The following is a 16719-nucleotide window of genomic DNA, read 5'->3' on the forward strand; positions in this document are numbered from 1 at the left end:
CCACCACCGGAACCGGCCCCCTCACCGCCGGGACCCGACGCACCCCCACCGGAACCGCCCGCGCCGCCACCAGGCCCGGCCCCCTCACCACCGGAAACGGCCCCGCCGCCAGAACCCGCCCCCTCACCACCGGAAACGGTGTCACCGCCAGAACCCGCCCCCTCACCACCGGGTACGGCCCCCTCACCGCCGGGACCGGCCCCCTCACCGTCGGGTCCGGTCAGCGCGGCCAGGTTCCGCTCGTAGAAGCCGGTGTCCAGGCGGGCGGTGGCGAAGTCGGGGTGGCGGAGCGACCGCACCAGCAGGTCCCGGTTGGTGACCGGGCCGTGCACGGTGGCCTGTTCCAGGGCGCGGGCCAGCTTGCGTACGGCGGCCGGGCGGTCGGGGCCCCAGGCGACTACCTTGGCGAGCATCGGGTCGTAGTGGACGCCGATGTCGCTGCCGCTCTCGACCCCGGCGTCGACGCGGACGTCGCCGGGCACCTCGAAGCGCCACAGCCGCCCGGTCTGCGGCTGCCAGTCACGGGCCGGGTCCTCGGCGTACAGGCGGGCCTCGACGGCGTGGCCCCGGGCCGGGGGCGGGCCGTCCGCCGGGAGCGGGGCGCCCTCCGCGATCCGGAGCTGGTGCGCGACCAGGTCCACCCCGTACACGCACTCGGTGACGGGGTGCTCGACCTGGAGGCGGGTGTTCATCTCCAGGAAGTACGGGCGCCCGTCGGCGGTGACGAGGAACTCCACGGTGCCCGCGCCCTCGTAGGCGACGGCGCGCGCCGCGGCGACGGCCGCGTCCTCCAGGGCGTGCGGCACCCCGCTGCCGAGCCCGGGCGCCGGAGCCTCCTCGATGACTTTCTGGTGGCGGCGCTGGAGGGAGCAGTCGCGGGTGCCCAGCGCCCACACCCCACCGTGGGTGTCGGCGAGCACCTGCACCTCGACGTGGCGTCCCCGCTCCACGTACGGCTCGACGAACACCTCGCCGTCCCCGAAGGCGGAGGCGGCCTCGGCGCGGGCCGCCCCGGTCGCGTCCGGCAGCGCGGCCAGGTCGCGGACGACGCGCATCCCGCGCCCGCCGCCGCCCGCGGCAGCCTTGACCAGGACGGGCAGGTCGGCCTCGGTCACCCGGTCCGGGTCCAGGGGCGCCAGCAGGGGCACACCGGCCCCGGCCATCAGCTCCTTGGCGCGGGTCTTGGAGGCCATGGCCTCGATCGCGGCGGGCGGCGGGCCGATCCACACCAGACCGGCGTCGCGCACCGCGCGGGCGAAGCCGGCGTTCTCGGAGAGGAAGCCGTAGCCGGGGTGGACGGCGTCCGCGCCCGCGGCGCGCGCGGCCGCCACGACCAGGTCGCCGCGCAGATAGGTGTCGGCGGGCGCGCTGCCCGGCAGCCGCACGGCGGCGTCGGCCTCGCGGACGTGGGGCGCGCCGGCGTCCGCGTCGGAGTACACGGCCACGGTGGCGATGCCCAGCGCGCGGCAGGTGCGGAAGACGCGCCGGGCGATCTCACCCCGGTTGGCGACCAGTACGGAGTGGATCATTCCGTGCTCCTCGGAGTGCCTGTCGGTTCCGTCGATACCGCTCACGTCCGCCCGCTCACATCCCGCCGCTCCTATCCGGAAGACGCCGAATCTCATCCGGAAGACGCCGAAGCCGCCGCGGGCCCCGCGCACCGGCGCGGTGTGCACGGCCGACAGGCAGATACCGAGAACGGTGCGGGTGTCGCGGGGGTCGATGACGCCGTCGTCGTACAGCCGCCCCGACAGGAACATCGGCAGCGACTCGCTCTCGATCTGCCGCTCGACCATGGCCCGCAGCCCGGCGTCGGCCTCCTCGTCGAACGGCTGCCCCTTGGCGGCGGCCGACTCGCGCATCACGATCGACAGCACCCCGGCCAACTGCTGCGGCCCCATCACCGCGGACTTGGCGCCGGGCCACGCGAACAGGAACCGCGGCTCGAAGGCCCGTCCGCACATCCCGTAGTGGCCGGCGCCGTAGCTGGCGCCCATCAGCACCGACAGGTGCGGCACCTTCGAGTTGGACACCGCGTTGATCATCATCGAGCCGTGCTTGACGATGCCGCCCTGCTCGTACTCCGTGCCGACCATGTATCCGGTGGTGTTGTGCAGGAACAGCAGCGGGATGTCACGCTGGTTGGCGAGCTGGATGAACTGCGTCGCCTTCTGCGACTCCTCGCTGAAGAGCACGCCCCGCGCGTTGGCCAGGATCCCCACCGGATAGCCGTGCAGCCGCGCCCACCCGGTCACCAGACTCGACCCGTACAGCGGCTTGAACTCGTCGAACGCCGAGGCGTCCACGATCCGCGCGATCACCTCGCGCGGATCGAACGGCATCCTCAGATCGCCGGGCACCACGCCCAGCAGCTCCTCCGGGTCGTACAGCGGCTCCCGCACGGTGGCCGGGTCCGGATCGGGGTGCGCCTTGCGCCAGTTGAGGCGGGCGACCACCCGGCGCGCCTGGCGCAGCGCGTCCGGCTCGTCCAGCGCGTAGTGGTCGGCCAGCCCGGAGGTGCGGGCGTGCATGTCGGCGCCGCCCAGCTCCTCGTCGTCCGCCTCCTCGCCGGTCGCCATCCGCACCAGCGGCGGCCCGCCGAGGAACACCTTGGCGCGCTCCTTCACCATGATCACGTGGTCGGACATGCCGGGGATGTAGGCGCCGCCCGCCGTCGAGTTGCCGAAGACGACCGCCACCGTCGGAATGCCCGCCTCCGAGAGCCGGGTGATGTCCCGGAACAGCGCACCCCCGGGGATGAAGATCTCCTTCTGGCTGGGCAGATCCGCGCCCCCGCTCTCCACCAGGCTCACGCACGGCAGCCGGTTCGCGAACGCGATCTCGTTGGCCCGCAACGCCTTCTTCAGCGTCCATGGGTTGCTCGCGCCGCCCCGCACCGTCGGATCGTTCGCCGTGATCAGGCACTCGACGCCCTCGATGACGCCGATGCCCGTCACCAGCGAGGCGCCGGTGGTGTAGTCGCTGCCCCAGGCGGCCAGCGGCGACAACTCCAGGAACGGCGTGTCCGGATCGAGCAGCAGCTCGATCCGCTCCCGCGCCGGCAGCTTGCCGCGGCCCCGGTGCCGCGCCACGTACTTCTCGCCCCCGCCCGCGAGGGCCTTCGCCTCCTCGGCCGCCAGCTCCTCCAGCTTGCCGAGCATCGCCTCCCGGTTCCCGGCGTACTCCGCCGAACCGGTGTCCAGGGCCGACCGGAGGGCTCCTGTGCTCACGGTCACTTCAGCAATCCCTCCGGTATGTCGAGGTGCCGGGCGCGCAGCCACTCGCCGAGCGCCTTGGCCTGCGGGTCGAACCGGTGCTGCGACGCCACGCCCGCGCCGAGCAGGTCCTCGACCACGAAATTGAGAGCCGCCAGGTTGGGCAGCTCGTGACGGGTGACGGTCAGCCCCGCCGTCTCCGGCAGCAGCGCGCGGAGCCGCTCGACGGTCAGCGTCTCCCTCAGCCACGCGTAGACGTCCGGATCCGCGTCCCGCGCCCACACCCCGAGGTTGGCACTCCCGCCCTTGTCGCCACTGCGGGCCCCGGCGACCAGCCCGAGGGGCGCCCGGCGGGTCGCACCCGCCGGCGCGGGACGGGAACGGGCCGGCTCGGCACCGGGACGGGCCGGCTCGGCACCCGGACGAGCCGACGTCGCACCGGAACGAGCCGACGCCGCACCCGGACGAGCCGACGCCGCACCGGAACGGGCCGGCTCCTCCTCCGGGAACGCGGGCCCGTGCGGGTCCGCTTCGCGGCCGGGCTCGGGGGCAGGCTCGGGGGCGGGACCACGGAAGGAGACGTCCACGCGCGTACCGTCCGGCAGCACCGCGACATGAGGCACCGACGCCGCATCGACGTACACCGCCTCGAACACCCCGTAGGGCGCCCCGCGCGACGGGGGGGCCGTCACATGGAAGCCCGGGTAGCTGGCGAGGGCCAGTTCGACCGCGGGCCCGGAGACGGCGCGGCCCGCCACGCTCTCGTCGTCGTCACGCACCACCAGCCGCAGCAGCGCGCTCGCCTCCTCCTGGACCTCCGCGTCGGCCCGGTCCGTACGCGCCAGGCTCCAGGACACCTCGCGGGGACGGCGGCCCCGGGCGAACGCGGCCTCCATCTGCGCACGCACCAGCGAGGCCTTGGCCTCCAGCTCCAGCCCGGTGAGGACGAAGACGACCTCGTTGCGGAACCCCCCGAGGCGGGTGAGGCCGACCTTCAGCGTGCCGGGGCGCGGCTCGCCCCGCACCCCCTCGACACGGACCCGGTCGGGGCCCTCCTGGACGAGCCGCACCGTATCCAGGCGGGCGGTCACATCGGGCCCCGGATAGCGGGGACCGGCCGTCTCGTACAGGAGCTGCGCGGTGACCGTGCCGACGGTGACCGCGCCGCCGGTGCCCGGATGCTTGGTCACCACGCACGAGCCGTCCGCGTGCACCTCCGCGAGGGGGAACCCCGGATGCCTCACATCGAGGCCCTCCCGCGCGAAGAAGGCGTAGTTGCCGCCGGTCGCCTGGGCACCGCACTCCAGCACGTGCCCGGCGACGACGGCGCCGGCGAGCCGGTCCCAGTCGTCGCCGGCCCAGCCGAAGTGCGCGGCGGCGCAGCCGCTCACCAGCGCGGCGTCCGCCACCCGGCCGGTGACGACGACGTCGGCGCCCGCCCGCAGGCACGCCGCGATCCCCGCGCCGCCGAGGTAGGCGTTGGCCGTCAGCACGCCCTCGCCCCCCTCCCCGCGCCCCAGCAGATCGTCGCCCTCGACGTGGGCGACCCGCGCCGGGACACCGACCCGCCCGCTCAACTCCCTTACGGCATCCGCCAGTCCGGCCGGATGGAGACCGCCCGCGTTCGCCACCAAGGCGACGCCACGCTCCCTGGCGAGCCCCAGCCCCTCCTCCAACTGCCGCAGAAACGTGACGGCATAGCCGCGCCCCGGGTCCTTGAGACGGTCGCGACCGAGGATGAGCATGGTCAGCTCGGCGAGGTAGTCGCCGGTCAGGACGTCGAGCGGGCCGCCGGTCAGCATCTCGCGGAGGGCGTCGAAACGGTCCCCGTAGAAGCCGGAGGCGTTGCCGACGCGCAGCGGCTCGGTGGGCGCGCTCATCCGTTCCCCTCCCCGGGCGCGGGCCCCGTCCCGGATGCGGGGCCCTTCCCGGGCGCGCGGCCCTCCTCCCGTGCACGGCGGCCCGCCCCCTCCCCGGGCGCGCGGCCCCTCCCCGGTGGGCCCGCGAAGGCCTGGGCGATGCCCAGCCAGCGTTCGGCCTCGGCGCCCTCGGCGCGCACTTGGGCGTCGGCGCGGTGCAGGCGCCGGGTGACCAGGCGGCAGAAGTCGAGCGCGTCCCCCGTCACCCGCTGGGCCGCCTCAGCGGGTCCGTGAGCCCACACCTGACCGCCCGGTGGTCTCACCGCGGAAGCCGTCGGGGTTTTCGGCGGCGAGCATGGCGCGCTCGTCGGTCCAGGCCAGGTGGGCGATCTGGTGGGCGACGGTCCAGCCGGGCGCCGGGGTGGGAGCGGCCCACTCGGCGGGCCGCAGGACGGCCACCAGCCGCTCCACCTCCTCGCTCTCGGCACGCAAGTCGTCCAGTACGCCGTCGAGCGCTCGGGTCGTCGCCGCCACTGCCGCCCTCCTCGGGTCGCGTCCCGGCGGGCGCAGGGGCGCACCCGCGGGGTACCGGAGAGCCCGCCACGGTCCCGGCCGCCGTCCGTGTCACCGAGACTGGCAGCCGGAGCAAAAACAAGCAAGCGTGCTTGCATGGCTTTCCGGCTCGGTACCGACACCCCGTCAGCCCGCACGGCCTCCGCGGCTCGGTACCGACGCCCCGTCAGCCCCGCACGGTCTCCGCGCCGTTCCGACCCGGCCGCGCGTCCCGCCGCGGAACCGCCCCGCCGAGCAGACCGGCGCCCCCGGCGGCCAGCGCCCACAGCAGCACAGGGAACGCCGCGACCCGCTCCATGCCGCCCATGCCGAGCCCGAGAAAGCGGGTGGACAGGAACAGGCCGAACGCCGTGAGCGCGACGACACCCAGCAGGCCGGTGACCCGCCGGGCCCACGCCGGCACCCGTTCCGCCAGTGCCCAGCCGGCCAGCACCAGGCCGAGGTTTCCCGAGCCCATCACCAGCAGCGCGCCCAGCGCGTGCTGGTTCTCGTCCACGTCCGCGGGGGCCAGCCCGGCCAGGACGAATCCGAGACCCCCGCCGGCCAGCAGCAGCCGGGCCGCGGCCGCCCTGCCGCCCCCGCGCCACAGCACACCGCCGCCGGTCAGGGCGGCACCCACCGCCAGCAGGGCCCCGAGGGTCACGAACGAGACGTTCATCAGCTCGTGTCCGGGCGAGCAGACGTACCGGGACTCCGGGTCCGTCTGGAGGGCGCAGTGCGCGTTGCCCAGGTCGCTGATGTTGTTGCGGGCCCAGCTGTACGGTCTCGCCCACGCCGACTGCACGACCACGTGGAGGACGAAGAACTGCACCACACCCGCGACCCACGCGCCGTACCCGATCCGAACCTTCACCTGTCCGCCTTCTGTCGCACGGTTTCGGTACCGACAGCGGACCACGCGGCGGCCGGTCCGATCACTCCGAGCAGCCCCCCGGAACGGGGTGGGGAAAACCCCCCGTCCCGCGTGCGGCGACTTTTCCCCGGCCGCCGCCGCGGGTAGCTCCCAGCGGACGAGCGCCCGGGCAGCACACCGCCCCGGCACCGGAGCGCGACCGGAATCCCGCGAGACCCGCGAGAAGGGACACAGCGTGGCCGCGACGCGAAGCTCCGAGCGATGGCACCGCACCATGCAGCTGCACCGTCTGGACGTTCCCGAGCCGCGCGTCCTCCCCTTCGCCATCGGGACGTTCGACACGATCGGCCCGCTCTCCCGGGCCGCCTACCCGCACCGGCACACCTTCTACGAGATCGCCTACGTCACGCGCGGCAGCGGAACCCACGTCATCGACCTGCGGCGCTGGACGCTGCGCCCGCCGCACCTGTGCTTCATCACGCCCGGCCAGACGCACCACTGGCAGCAGCGGCAGCAGGTCCACGGCTGTGTCGTCCTCTTCGACGAGGCGTTCCTGCTCGCCCACCCCGGCGACCGCGCGTTACTCCGACGCCTGGGCGAGCGCCCCTCCCTGCCGCTGTCCGGGCAGGCCGCCGCCCGCGTCGAGTCCCTGCTCGACGCCATGCGCGCCGAACACGGCGAGGCGCGGCGCGGCATGCTCTCCGTCCTCCAGGCGTACACGCACATCCTGCTCGTCCAGGCCAGCCGCCTCCCCGCGGACGAGGGCGCCGACGAGGCGGCCCCGCCCGGGCGGGCGGCCACCGTGGCGGGGCAGTTCGTCCGGCTGCTGGAGCTGCCCGGTGCGGCGGGGGCGCGCACGGTGGGCACGTGCGCGGCCGAACTGGGCGTGTCCGCCGGCTATCTGACCGCCGCCGTCCGCGCGGCCACCGGGCGGACCCCCGGGCAGCTCATCCGGCACGCGCAGGTGCTGGAGGCCAAGCGGCTGCTGGCCGGCACCGCCATGACGGTGCGGAAGGTGGCGCACGAGGTGGGGTTCGCCGACCCGGCGTACTTCTGCCGCTTCTTCCGCCGGGAGACCGGCGCCAGCCCCGGCCAGTTCCGCCGGGAGGTGCAGGAGAACGGCGAGGAAGCGGAGGGGGCCGGTCTCCGCACCGGCGCCGGGACCGGGACCGGGACCGGTGCAGGGTCCGGGACCGGTGCAGGGTCCGGTAGCCGTCCCGGTCGCGGCAACGGTCCAGATGGCGGCGCCGGGGCCGGAACCGGCCGCAGCAGCCGTCCAGGCCGCAGCAGCCGTCCCGGCCGTGGCAGCCGTCCCGGTGGCGGCGCCGGGACGGAAAGCACCACGGTCCGGTAGGTCCGTCCCTCGACCGCGCCCGCCCGCGCTCGTAGCGTCGTTGCCACTCGGCCGAACCCGGCCGGACGCGTCCGTCCCCCGCACTTCCCCACCGTCGAAAGAGCGAGGAACGAACCAGTGGACGACGACAAGCACACCGAAGAGCAGAGGCGGCGCCCCCGCCGGATCAGCCGCAAGAGCGTACTGCGTGCCGCGGTGGCCGCCGGGCCCGCCGCCGTGCTCGTTGGCGCGGGTGCCGGCGGCACCGGGCCGGCGCTGGCCCGTGAGCGGCGCGGGGAGGGTCAGCGGCTGGAGCCGACCCCCACCTGCGACGACGGCGACGACCCGACACCGCCGCAGACGGAGGGCCCCTACTTCAAGCCCAACTCCCCGGAGCGCGGCGTTCTCGTGCCGCCCGGCACCCCGGGCACGTCGCTGACGGTCAGCGGCTACGTCTTCGGGCTGGACTGCGCACCGCTGGCAGGCGTACTGCTGGACTGGTGGCAGGCCGACCCGAACGGGGCCTACGACAACGCCGGGTACCGGTTCCGCGGCCACCAGTACACCGGCGCCGACGGCTCCTTCCGGCTGACGACCCTGCGGCCCGGACTGTATCCGGGCCGCACCCGGCACCTGCACGTCAAAGTGCAGGCGCCGCACCAGTCGGTGCTCACCACACAGCTGTACTTCCCCGGCGAGCCGCGCAACCGCACCGACCCGATCTTCGACGCCCGGCTGCTGATGAACGTCCGCCAGGAAGGCAGGGGCCTGGCCGGGTCGTTCGACTTCGTGGTGCACGCCTAGGCGGGTTCGTGGTGCACGCCTAGGCGGGTTCGTGGCGCACGCCCAGGCGAGTTCGTGGCGCACGCCCAGGCGAGCGGGCGGGCCGCCGGGCTCCGTCCCCGCTCAGCCCGTCAGGTGTTCCGCCAGCACCTCCGCGAGGTGGCGGCCGCGGTAGCCGCCCAGTTGTTCCATCTGGGTACGGCACGAATAGCCGTCCGCGAGCAGGACCGGGTCCCCGGCGGGTCCGGCCGCCTCGGTGGCCCGGCGCAGGGAGGGCAGCAACTGGTCCTCCGCGCAGGCCGCGGAGACCTCGTAGTGGCCCTTCTCGAAGCCGAAGTTGCCGGCCAGCCCGCAGCAGCCGCCGCTCAGCTCGCCCGTCAGACCGGCGCGTTCGCGCAGGCGGCGGTCGGCGGCGTCGCCGATGACCGCGTGCTGGTGGCAGTGGTTCTGGCCGGCGACGGGGCGGCCGATGCGCGGCGGGTGCCAGTCGGGGGCCCGCTCCTCCAGGGTCTGCGCGAAGGTGCGGACCGCTCGTGCCAGGCGCTTCGCGCGGGGGTCCCCGTCCAGCAGTTCGGGGACGTCCGTGCGGAGCGCCGCCGCGCACGGGGGCTCCAGGACGGCGACAGGCAGTCCCGCGTCGAGGGCGGGCTCGATGCGGTCGAGGGTGCGGCGCATCACCGTACGGGCGCGGTTGAGCTGGCCGGTGGAGACGTACGTCAGGCCGCAGCACACCTGCTGCGGCGGTACGACGGGACGCAGGCCCGCGTCCCGGAAGACCCGCACGGCCGCCGTACCGGCCTCGGGTGACAGGTAGTTGGTGAAGGTGTCGGGCCACAGCACGACCGGTTCGCCGGTCTCCTGGGCGCGGCCCGGCTGCGCGCGCCACCAGCGGGTGAAGGGCGTACGGGGCAGCGCCGGGATGTCCCGCTCGGGAGCCAGTCCGCCCACCCGCTTGGCGAGGGCGGCCAGCGGAGGCACCTTGGCCCCCGCGTTCAGCAGCGGCACCGTGCGGGTGGCGGCGGCCAGGCGCAGCCAGCGCGGGAGCCAGCCCATGGAGTAGTGCGCCATGGGACGGCGCCTGCCCGGGTTCGCGGCGTCGCCCTCGTGGTAGTGGTGCAGGAACTCGGCCTTGTAGGTGGCCATGTCCACCCCGACCGGGCAGTCGCTGCGGCATCCCTTGCACGACAGGCACAGATCCAGCGCGTCGCGCACCTCCTCCGACTGCCAGCCGTCGGTGACGACCTCGCCCGCGAGCATCTCGTGCAGCAGCCTCGCCCGGCCGCGCGTGGAGTGCTTCTCCTCGCCGGTGGCGCGGAAGGAGGGGCACATGACGCCCGGGCCCGCCGCCGTCTCGTCGCGGCACTTGGCCACACCCACGCAGCGGCGCACGGCCGCCGAGAAGTCCCCGCCGTCGTGCGGGTAGCCGAACGCGACGTCCACCGGCTTGCGCGGCAGCGGCGCGAAGCGCAGGTTGGCGTCCAGCGGGTCCGGCCGCACCAGCATGCCCGGGTTGAGGCCGCCCGCCGGGTCCCACAGGTCCTTGAACCGGTTGAAGAGGCCGACCATCTCCTCCCCGTACATCCGGGGCAGCAGTTCGGCGCGCGCCTGCCCGTCGCCGTGCTCCCCGGAGAGCGATCCGCCGTGCGCGACGACGATGTCGGCCAGCGCGGTGGAGAACGCGCGGAACGTCGCGATGCCCGCCTCGCCCATCAGGTCGAAGTCGATCCGGACGTGGATGCAGCCGTCGCCGAAGTGGCCGTAGGGCAGTCCGCGCAGCCCGAACTCGCGCAGCAGCGCGCGGAAGTCGCGCAGGTAGGCGCCCAGCCGGGCCGGGGGCACCGCGCAGTCCTCCCACCCGGGCCACGCCTCGGTACCTCCCCCGGACTTCGTCCGGGAGGTGCCCCCAGGAATCCGGGTCGCCGTGCCGGAGGCGTCCTCGCGGACCCGCCACAGGGCGCGCTGCCCGGCCGGGTCCGCCACGAGGGCGTGGTCGGTGGTGCCCTCCCGGGCGGCGTGGCACAGCTTCTCGGCGTTGGCCTTCGCGTGTGCCGCGTCGTCGCCGCCGACCTCCACGAACAGCCAGGCGCCGCCCCGGGGGAGGGAGGCGCGGGCGGCGTCGGAGACCAGGTCGTTGGCCATGCCCTCGACGGTCAGCGGGGAGTACGGGAGCAGTCCGGCCGCCGCCTCCGCCGCCGCGCTCTCGTCCGCGTACCCGAGCACGGCCAGCACGCGCGCGCCCGGGGTCGGCACCAGCTTCACCGTCGCGCGCGTCAGCACCCCCAGCGTGCCCTCGCTGCCGGTGAAGACCCGCGCCCAGTCCTCGCCCTTCTCGGGCAGCAGCTCGTCCAGCGCGTAACCCGAGATGCGGCGGGGCAGCTCGGGGAAACCCGTGCGCAGCCGGGCCAGTTCGCCCTGGACGAGGGATCGGGCGGCGGAGCGCAGACGCGCGGGCACGCCCTCGCCGCCGCGCGCGAGCAGGGCCCGCTCGCCGCCGTAGGTGAGGACCTCCAGCTCGCGCACGTTGTCGGCGGTGGTGCCCCACGCCACCGAGTGGGAGCCGCAGGAATTGTTGCCGATCATGCCGCCGAGCGTGCAGCGGCTGTGGGTGGAGGGGTCGGGTCCGAAGGTGAGGCCGTGCGGGGCCGCCGCGTTCCGCAGGTCGTCCAGGATGACACCCGGACGGACGACCGCCGTGCGGCTCTCCGGGTCCAGGTGCTCGATGGTCCGCATGTGGCGGGTGAAGTCGAGGACGACACCCGCCCCCGTGGCCTGCCCGGCGATCGACGTCCCCGCTCCCCGCGGCACCACCGGAACCCCCTGCGCCCGGCAGACGGACAGCACCGCCGCCACGTCGTCCTCGTCGCGGGGCGCCACCACACCGAGCGGAACCCGCCGGTAGTTGGAGGCGTCCATCGTCACCAGCGCTCTGTCCTGCGTCCCGAACTCCACCTCGCCGCCCCGCACCGCCGCGCGCAGTGCCCGTTCCAGGTTCCGTGCGTCTGCCATGCGCCTCAGCGTGCACGCTGAGGCGCCCTCGGCGCTGCCCTTGGTACCGTACCGGCCCCTGTGTCCCGCGTCACGTTCCCTCCACCCCGCCCCGACATCGGGAGACCCGCCCTCCCTTTTCGCCGTTTCCGCCGCCATGGTGGAGGAGTTCCGTTGTGGGGGAGGGGCTCCGTTGTGGCGGATGGGTGCCGTTGTGGCGGATGGGTGCCGCCGTGGCGGATGGATACGGTCCCGCACCGGTACGGGCGGATTCCGCGGCCGGCGCGGTGAAGCCGCCCAGGGCGTGCGGCGTCCAGGTGCCGCGGGGTGCGGACTCCTGGGCGCCGGGTATGCACTCCGGGCGCCGGGGTACGCGCTCCGGGCGCCGAAAGCCGAAAGGTGGGGCCCCGTTCGTCCCGGCCACCGCCGTCCTCGGCATACCGTCCTCGGCGTACCACCCTCGGCTCACCGGCCTCGGGACAGCGCCCCGGCACCTCCTCCGCCCCCGGCACAGCAACTCCGGCACCGCACCCCCGCAGAGCGATCCCGCCACCGCACCCTGCGCTCCGGTCCCGCGCCCCCGCAGAGCGACCCCAGCACCGCACCGTGCGCTCCCGTCACCCCCCTCCCCGCGTCAGCGCCCTCCGGGGGTCTTTCCGTGGGTGTTGAGGCGGGCGGCCTGGCGGGTCAGGTGGTCGCGTTCGGCGAGGCTGGGGGCCTTGCGGGCCGCCTCGGCGTACAGCCGGGCCGCCGTCTTGGGGTCGCCGTCGCGCTCGTGGAGGTAGGCCGCCACCGCGGTGTGGCGGGGCAGGGAGGGGTCCAGTCCGGCGAGCGCCGCCAGGCCGGCGCGCGGGCCGTCGGCCTCTCCGACGGCGACCGCGCGGTTGAGCCGGACGACGGGGCTGGCGGTCAGGCGCGTCAGCTCGTCGTACCACTCGACGATCTGCACCCAGTCGGTCTCCTCGGCGGTGGGCGCGTCGGCGTGCAGCGCCGCGATGGCGGCCTGGGCCTGGAACTCGCCCAGCCGGTCGCGGGCGAGGGCCGCCTGGAGGATGGCGATGCCCTCCGCGATCAGCGCGGTGTCCCAGCGGCCCCGGTCCTGCTCGGCGAGCGGCACCAGGCTGCCGTCGGGCGCGGTCCGCGCGGCGCGCCGGGCGTGGTGCAGCAGCATGAGGGCGAGCAGCCCGGACACCTCGGGGTGGTCGACGACGGCGGCGAGCTGCCGGGTGAGCCGGATGGCCTCGGCGGCCAGGTCGACGTCGCCGGAGTAGCCCTCGTTGAAGACCAGGTAGAGGACGCGCAGCACGGTGGCGACATCGCCGGGCCGGTCGAACCCCGCGGCCGAGACGGTGCGCTTGGCGCGGCTGATCCGCTGGGCCATGGTCGCCTCGGGCACGAGGTAGGCCCGGGCGATCTGCCGGGTGGTCAGCCCGCCGACGGCCCGCAGGGTGAGCGCGGCGGCGGACGACGGCGTCAGCGACGGGTGGGCGCACAGGAAGTAGAGCTGGAGCGTGTCGTCCGCCGCGGGCGCCGGTCCGGGCACCGGCTCCTCCTCGACGCGCTCCTCGCGCCGGCGCCGGGCGGCGTCGGCGCGCGCCCCGTCGAGGAACTTGCGCCAGGCCACGGTGACCAGCCAGCCCTTGGGGTCCCTCGGCGGATCGGCCGGCCAGGCACGGAGTGCCTCGACCAGGGCCTCCTGCACGGCGTCCTCGGCCGCCGCGAAGTCGGCTCCGCGGCGGACGAGGACGGTGAGCACGCTCGGCATGAGGCTCCTGAGCAGGGCCTCGTCCATCGGTGAGGTCACTCCGTGATGGTGGGCGGCTCGGTCAGGAACGGGCGCATCTCCAGCCACTCGTGGATCGGCTTGCCGTCCTTGCCCGGTGCGGCCGACAGCTCACCGGCCAGCTCGACGGCCCGCTCGTAGCTGTCCACGTCGATCACCATCCAGCCGGCGATGAGGTCCTTCGTCTCGGCGAACGGTCCGTCGGTGACCGGGGGGCGCCCCTCGCCGTCGTAGCGGACCCACGTCCCCTCGGGGGCGAGCGCCTGGCCGTCGACGAACTCGCCGGTCTTCTCCAGTCGCGCCGCGAAGTCGTTCATGTACTGCACGTGGGCCGAGATCTCCTCCGGGCTCCACTGGTCCATCGGTACGTCGTTGACCGGGGCAGGGGCGCCGCGGTAGTGCTTCAGCAGCAGGTACTTGGCCATCGTGGTTCTCCTCGGTGCGGGGCGACCCATTGTCGTCGCGTTCACCCCAGGGACGGAGCCGGACGCGGGTTCTCGACATCCCCGCCGACTTTTTCCAGGAATTCTTTTCCGGGCGGGTGCGCCGACGCCTGGCACCCCCTTCAGGCACTCCCGGAGACTCCTGCGAACCTCCTCCCGGAGACCCCTGGGCGACCCGCTCAGGAGCCGTAGGGGTCCGGTGGGACGAGGGTCTCGCGGAGGCGGGGCGGGGCGGCCTGCTGCCAGGAGTCGGTGACGATGTCCCGCAGCTCCGTCATGTCGTCGAGCGCGGCGAGACGTGCCCGCACCCAGTTGGAGGCCGCCTCGTGGGGCGGGACCCAGAACTTCCCGGGCTCGGCGGCGATCAGCTCGCCGCGCTCCAGCCTGGGGCAGCGCACCGCGAACGACGACTGGTCGTCGGGCATGGTGAGGAACATCTTGCCCGCGACGCGGAAGGTCGGCATCGCCCACGCCTCGACCTCCTTGGTCCGCGGCAGGGCGAGGGCGAGGCGTCGTACGTCGTCGGGGCCGGGGCGGCGGCCGGGTCCAGGACCACTCATGGGCACAGCTTAGGAGCGCACCCCGGCAGTCCGGGTGTCCGCCGGCCGTCTCAGGCGCTGGACATCCGGCGGTCCCCCCGCCACGGCGGCACTAGTGTGGTCCCGTGGCTGATCTCCAGATTCCCGCTGACCTCAAGCCCGCCGACGGTCGCTTCGGCTCGGGCCCCAGCAAGGTGCGTGAGGAGGCGCTCAGCGCGCTGGCCGCGACCGGCACCTCCCTCATGGGCACCTCCCACCGCCAGGCGCCCGTCAAGGACCTCGTCGGCAGGGTGCGCGAGGGCGTACGGAGCCTCTTCTCGCTGCCCGCGGGGTACGAGGTGGTCCTGGGCAACGGCGGCTCCACCGCCTTCTGGGACATCGCGACCCACGGCCTGATCGCCTCCCGTTCCCAGCATCTGTCCTTCGGCGAGTTCTCCTCCAAGTTCGCCAAGGCGGCCCAGCAGGCGCCATGGCTCGGTGAGCCCAGCGTCATCACGAGCGACCCGGGCACCCACCCCCAGGCGCGCGGCGAGCAGGGCGTCGACGTCTACGCGCTCACCCACAACGAGACCTCGACCGGTGTCGCGATGCCGCTCCAGCGCGTGCCCGGCGCGGACGACGGCGCCCTCGTGCTGGTGGACGCCACCTCCGGCGCGGGCGGGCTCCCGGTGGACATCGCGGAGACGGACGTCTACTACTTCGCCCCCCAGAAGTCCTTCGCCGCCGACGGAGGGCTGTGGATCGCGGTCTTCTCCCCCGCCGCGATCGAGCGCGCCGAGCGCATCGCCGCCTCCGACCGGCACATCCCGGCGTTCTTCGACCTGAAGACCGCGATCGACAACTCGCGCAAGAACCAGACGTACAACACCCCGGCGCTGGCCACCCTCTTCCTGCTGGCCGACCAGCTGGAGTGGCTGAACGGGCAGGGCGGCCTCGACTGGGCCGTCCGGCGCACCGCGGACTCCTCCTCGCGGCTGTACGGCTGGGCGGAGAAGGCGTCCTTCGCCGCCCCGTTCGTCTCCGACCCGGCGCAGCGTTCGCAGGTCGTGGGCACCATCGACTTCTCCGACGACGTGGACGCGTCCGCCGTGGCCAAGGTGCTGCGGGCCAACGGCATCGTGGACACCGAGCCGTACCGCAAGCTGGGGCGCAACCAGCTGCGGGTCGCCATGTTCCCCGCCGTCGAGCCGGCCGACGTCGAGGCACTGGCCTCGTGCGTCGACTGGGTGGTCGAACGCCTCTGAACACCCCGGGGTGCCCCCTCCGCCGCTTCCGGGGGCACCCCTTCTCTCCCTGGAGGGACCGCTCCCGCCGACTCCCCAGCCTCGCCGCACCCAGACGCCTGACAGCGGAGCCGGGCTCCGGCCGCCTGCGGCGCGGAGCACGGACGGCCAGGTCCGATGGCCGGCTAGCCGATGGCGGGCAGGCCGGAGCCGCTGCATGTGCGGTTCGTGCCGGTCTCCTGGTGGTTCGGCATAGCCTCTCCCGGCTCTACCGAGGCCACTGCCCCGCACACTGGGCAGGAGCCCTGCCCGCACTCGGCGGGGTCGAACCGTCGTGCTCGTGGTGCTCGCATGGTCACCTCCGACAGAGGGGGCCGACGCGGAGTCACACGAGCAGCATGTGGATCTTGCTGCCGTCGTGGAACTCCGCGCCGAGCCCGGGATTCTGGCTGGTCTGGTCGTATGCGTAGACGCGGGCGACTTCCTTGTTGCCGGTGCCCGCCAGGACGGCGGCAAAGTACTGCGCCGTCTGCCGGTCCCGCCCGCCCGTGGGCGTGGGCCGGGGCTCGATCGGTGCCGGCGGCTCGCCCAGCACGGGCTCCTCCGGCTTCTCCAGATCCTCGTCGGGGACCCGGACGCGGGTGATCGCGTGCCGCAGGGTCTTGCCGCCTGCCAGCTGTACCTCGATGCCGTACGGGCGCCTGACTCCGTCCGACCACGGCTGGGCCGAGAGGACCTCGGGGGCCTCGCGGTAAGCGGCGACGGCAAACTCCTGGAACCGATCAATGCGCATTCGTGGATCTTTCCTTACGTCTCGGGCGGCGATCTGAGTCTAGGGATGTCGTCGCCTCCTCGATGAGGGATCGGGGGTAATGGCCCGCCCTCCGGCCGTGTGGCCGTCACCCCGCAGGTCGGAGGCCGGGGGCTGTCAGGCCGTAGCGCCGGGCGTTGGAGGCGGAGGCGCGCGCCTCCAGACGGCGGATGCACGGCTCGCAGGCGTAGAAGGGCACGGTCCCATGGGCATGGCTGTGCACAGGGCCGAACCACAGCACGGGCACGTCCACGGCGTCGCGCATCCAGCACTCACCGGTGACCCATTGCCTCCCTTCCACGGGTCGCCTCCTCCTACT

The 16719-nt window shown here is 74.4% G+C and carries 10 protein-coding genes and 4 pseudogenes; 3 read left to right on the forward strand and 11 right to left on the reverse strand.

Features of this window, described 5'->3' with window-relative positions:
* The 5 genes and pseudogenes from FM076_RS35310 to FM076_RS14400 all read right to left on the reverse strand — a co-directional run.
* Positions 1-1529 (reverse strand): annotated as a pseudogene (locus FM076_RS35310) (acetyl-CoA carboxylase biotin carboxylase subunit); the annotation flags it as partial.
* Positions 1530-1622: 93 nt separating this feature from the next.
* A pseudogene (locus FM076_RS35315) lies at positions 1623-3236 on the reverse strand (acyl-CoA carboxylase subunit beta); the annotation flags it as partial.
* Complete coding sequence (locus FM076_RS14390) at positions 3233-5095, reverse strand: acyclic terpene utilization AtuA family protein (protein ID WP_173870909.1); 1863 nt, start codon at positions 5093-5095, stop codon at positions 3233-3235. The pseudogene FM076_RS35315 and the gene FM076_RS14390, both read right to left, overlap by 4 nt.
* A gap of 83 nt (positions 5096-5178) precedes the next feature.
* Positions 5179-5608, reverse strand: a pseudogene (locus tag FM076_RS14395) (maleylpyruvate isomerase family mycothiol-dependent enzyme); the annotation flags it as partial.
* 205 nt (positions 5609-5813) lie between these two features.
* A complete protein-coding gene (locus FM076_RS14400) occupies positions 5814-6500 on the reverse strand; it encodes a DUF998 domain-containing protein (RefSeq protein WP_173870911.1) in 687 nt (228 codons plus the stop codon).
* A 274-nt stretch (positions 6501-6774) separates the two neighbouring features.
* Between FM076_RS14400 and FM076_RS14405 the strand changes: the two genes are divergently transcribed.
* Both FM076_RS14405 and FM076_RS14410 read left to right on the forward strand, forming a co-directional pair.
* Positions 6775-7854, forward strand: a complete 1080-nt coding sequence (locus FM076_RS14405; protein WP_243274496.1) for a helix-turn-helix domain-containing protein — start codon at positions 6775-6777, stop codon at positions 7852-7854.
* Positions 7855-7971: 117 nt separating this feature from the next.
* Positions 7972-8628: pseudogene (locus FM076_RS14410) on the forward strand (dioxygenase); the annotation flags it as partial.
* A 111-nt stretch (positions 8629-8739) separates the two neighbouring features.
* Here FM076_RS14410 and FM076_RS14415 read toward each other — a convergent pair.
* From FM076_RS14415 to FM076_RS14430, 4 genes are all read right to left on the reverse strand, one after another.
* The gene (locus FM076_RS14415) at positions 8740-11622 is read right to left on the reverse strand and encodes an FAD-binding and (Fe-S)-binding domain-containing protein (protein WP_173870915.1); all 2883 of its coding nucleotides are present in this window, start codon (positions 11620-11622) and stop codon (positions 8740-8742) included.
* A gap of 613 nt (positions 11623-12235) precedes the next feature.
* Complete coding sequence (locus FM076_RS14420; RefSeq protein ID WP_173874739.1) at positions 12236-13393, reverse strand: RNA polymerase sigma factor; 1158 nt, start codon at positions 13391-13393, stop codon at positions 12236-12238.
* Between the two features lie 8 nt (positions 13394-13401).
* Positions 13402-13809, reverse strand: a complete 408-nt coding sequence (locus FM076_RS14425) for a YciI family protein (RefSeq protein ID WP_173870917.1) — start codon at positions 13807-13809, stop codon at positions 13402-13404.
* Between the two features lie 197 nt (positions 13810-14006).
* Complete coding sequence (locus FM076_RS14430) at positions 14007-14387, reverse strand: MmcQ/YjbR family DNA-binding protein (protein ID WP_173870919.1); 381 nt, start codon at positions 14385-14387, stop codon at positions 14007-14009.
* A gap of 104 nt (positions 14388-14491) precedes the next feature.
* On the opposite strand from FM076_RS14430, the gene serC reads away from it, so the two are divergent.
* Positions 14492-15610 (forward strand): phosphoserine transaminase, encoded by a 1119-nt coding sequence (serC, locus tag FM076_RS14435; protein WP_173870921.1) that lies wholly within the window; start codon positions 14492-14494, stop codon positions 15608-15610.
* Positions 15611-15974: 364 nt separating this feature from the next.
* Here serC and FM076_RS14440 read toward each other — a convergent pair whose 3' ends face one another.
* Together FM076_RS14440 and FM076_RS14445 are read right to left on the reverse strand one after the other, a co-directional pair.
* Positions 15975-16382 carry a hypothetical protein gene (locus FM076_RS14440; protein ID WP_173870923.1) on the reverse strand — a complete coding sequence of 136 codons (408 nt, stop codon included), beginning with the start codon at positions 16380-16382 and terminating at the stop codon, positions 15975-15977.
* A 106-nt stretch (positions 16383-16488) separates the two neighbouring features.
* Positions 16489-16701 (reverse strand): hypothetical protein, encoded by a 213-nt coding sequence (locus FM076_RS14445; RefSeq protein WP_173867893.1) that lies wholly within the window; start codon positions 16699-16701, stop codon positions 16489-16491.
* Positions 16702-16719: the final 18 nt, after the last annotated feature.

Source organism: Streptomyces albus subsp. chlorinus (assembly GCF_013302895.1).
Lineage (GTDB): Bacteria > Actinomycetota > Actinomycetes > Streptomycetales > Streptomycetaceae > Streptomyces > Streptomyces chlorinus.

Excerpts from the sequence above, each read along its gene's own strand:
- FM076_RS14405 (WP_243274496.1), top strand. The coding sequence starts at position 6,775 with ATGCAGCTGCACCGTCTGGACGTTCCCGAGCCGCGCGTCCTCCCCTTC.
- FM076_RS14430 (WP_173870919.1), bottom strand. The coding sequence starts at position 14,387 with ATGAGTGGTCCTGGACCCGGCCGCCGCCCCGGCCCCGACGACGTACGA.
- FM076_RS14425 (WP_173870917.1), bottom strand. The coding sequence starts at position 13,809 with ATGGCCAAGTACCTGCTGCTGAAGCACTACCGCGGCGCCCCTGCCCCG.
- FM076_RS14440 (WP_173870923.1), bottom strand. The coding sequence starts at position 16,382 with ATGCGCATTGATCGGTTCCAGGAGTTTGCCGTCGCCGCTTACCGCGAG.
- FM076_RS14390 (WP_173870909.1), bottom strand. The coding sequence starts at position 5,095 with ATGAGCGCGCCCACCGAGCCGCTGCGCGTCGGCAACGCCTCCGGCTTC.
- FM076_RS14415 (WP_173870915.1), bottom strand. The coding sequence starts at position 11,622 with ATGGCAGACGCACGGAACCTGGAACGGGCACTGCGCGCGGCGGTGCGG.
- FM076_RS14420 (WP_173874739.1), bottom strand. The coding sequence starts at position 13,393 with ATGGACGAGGCCCTGCTCAGGAGCCTCATGCCGAGCGTGCTCACCGTC.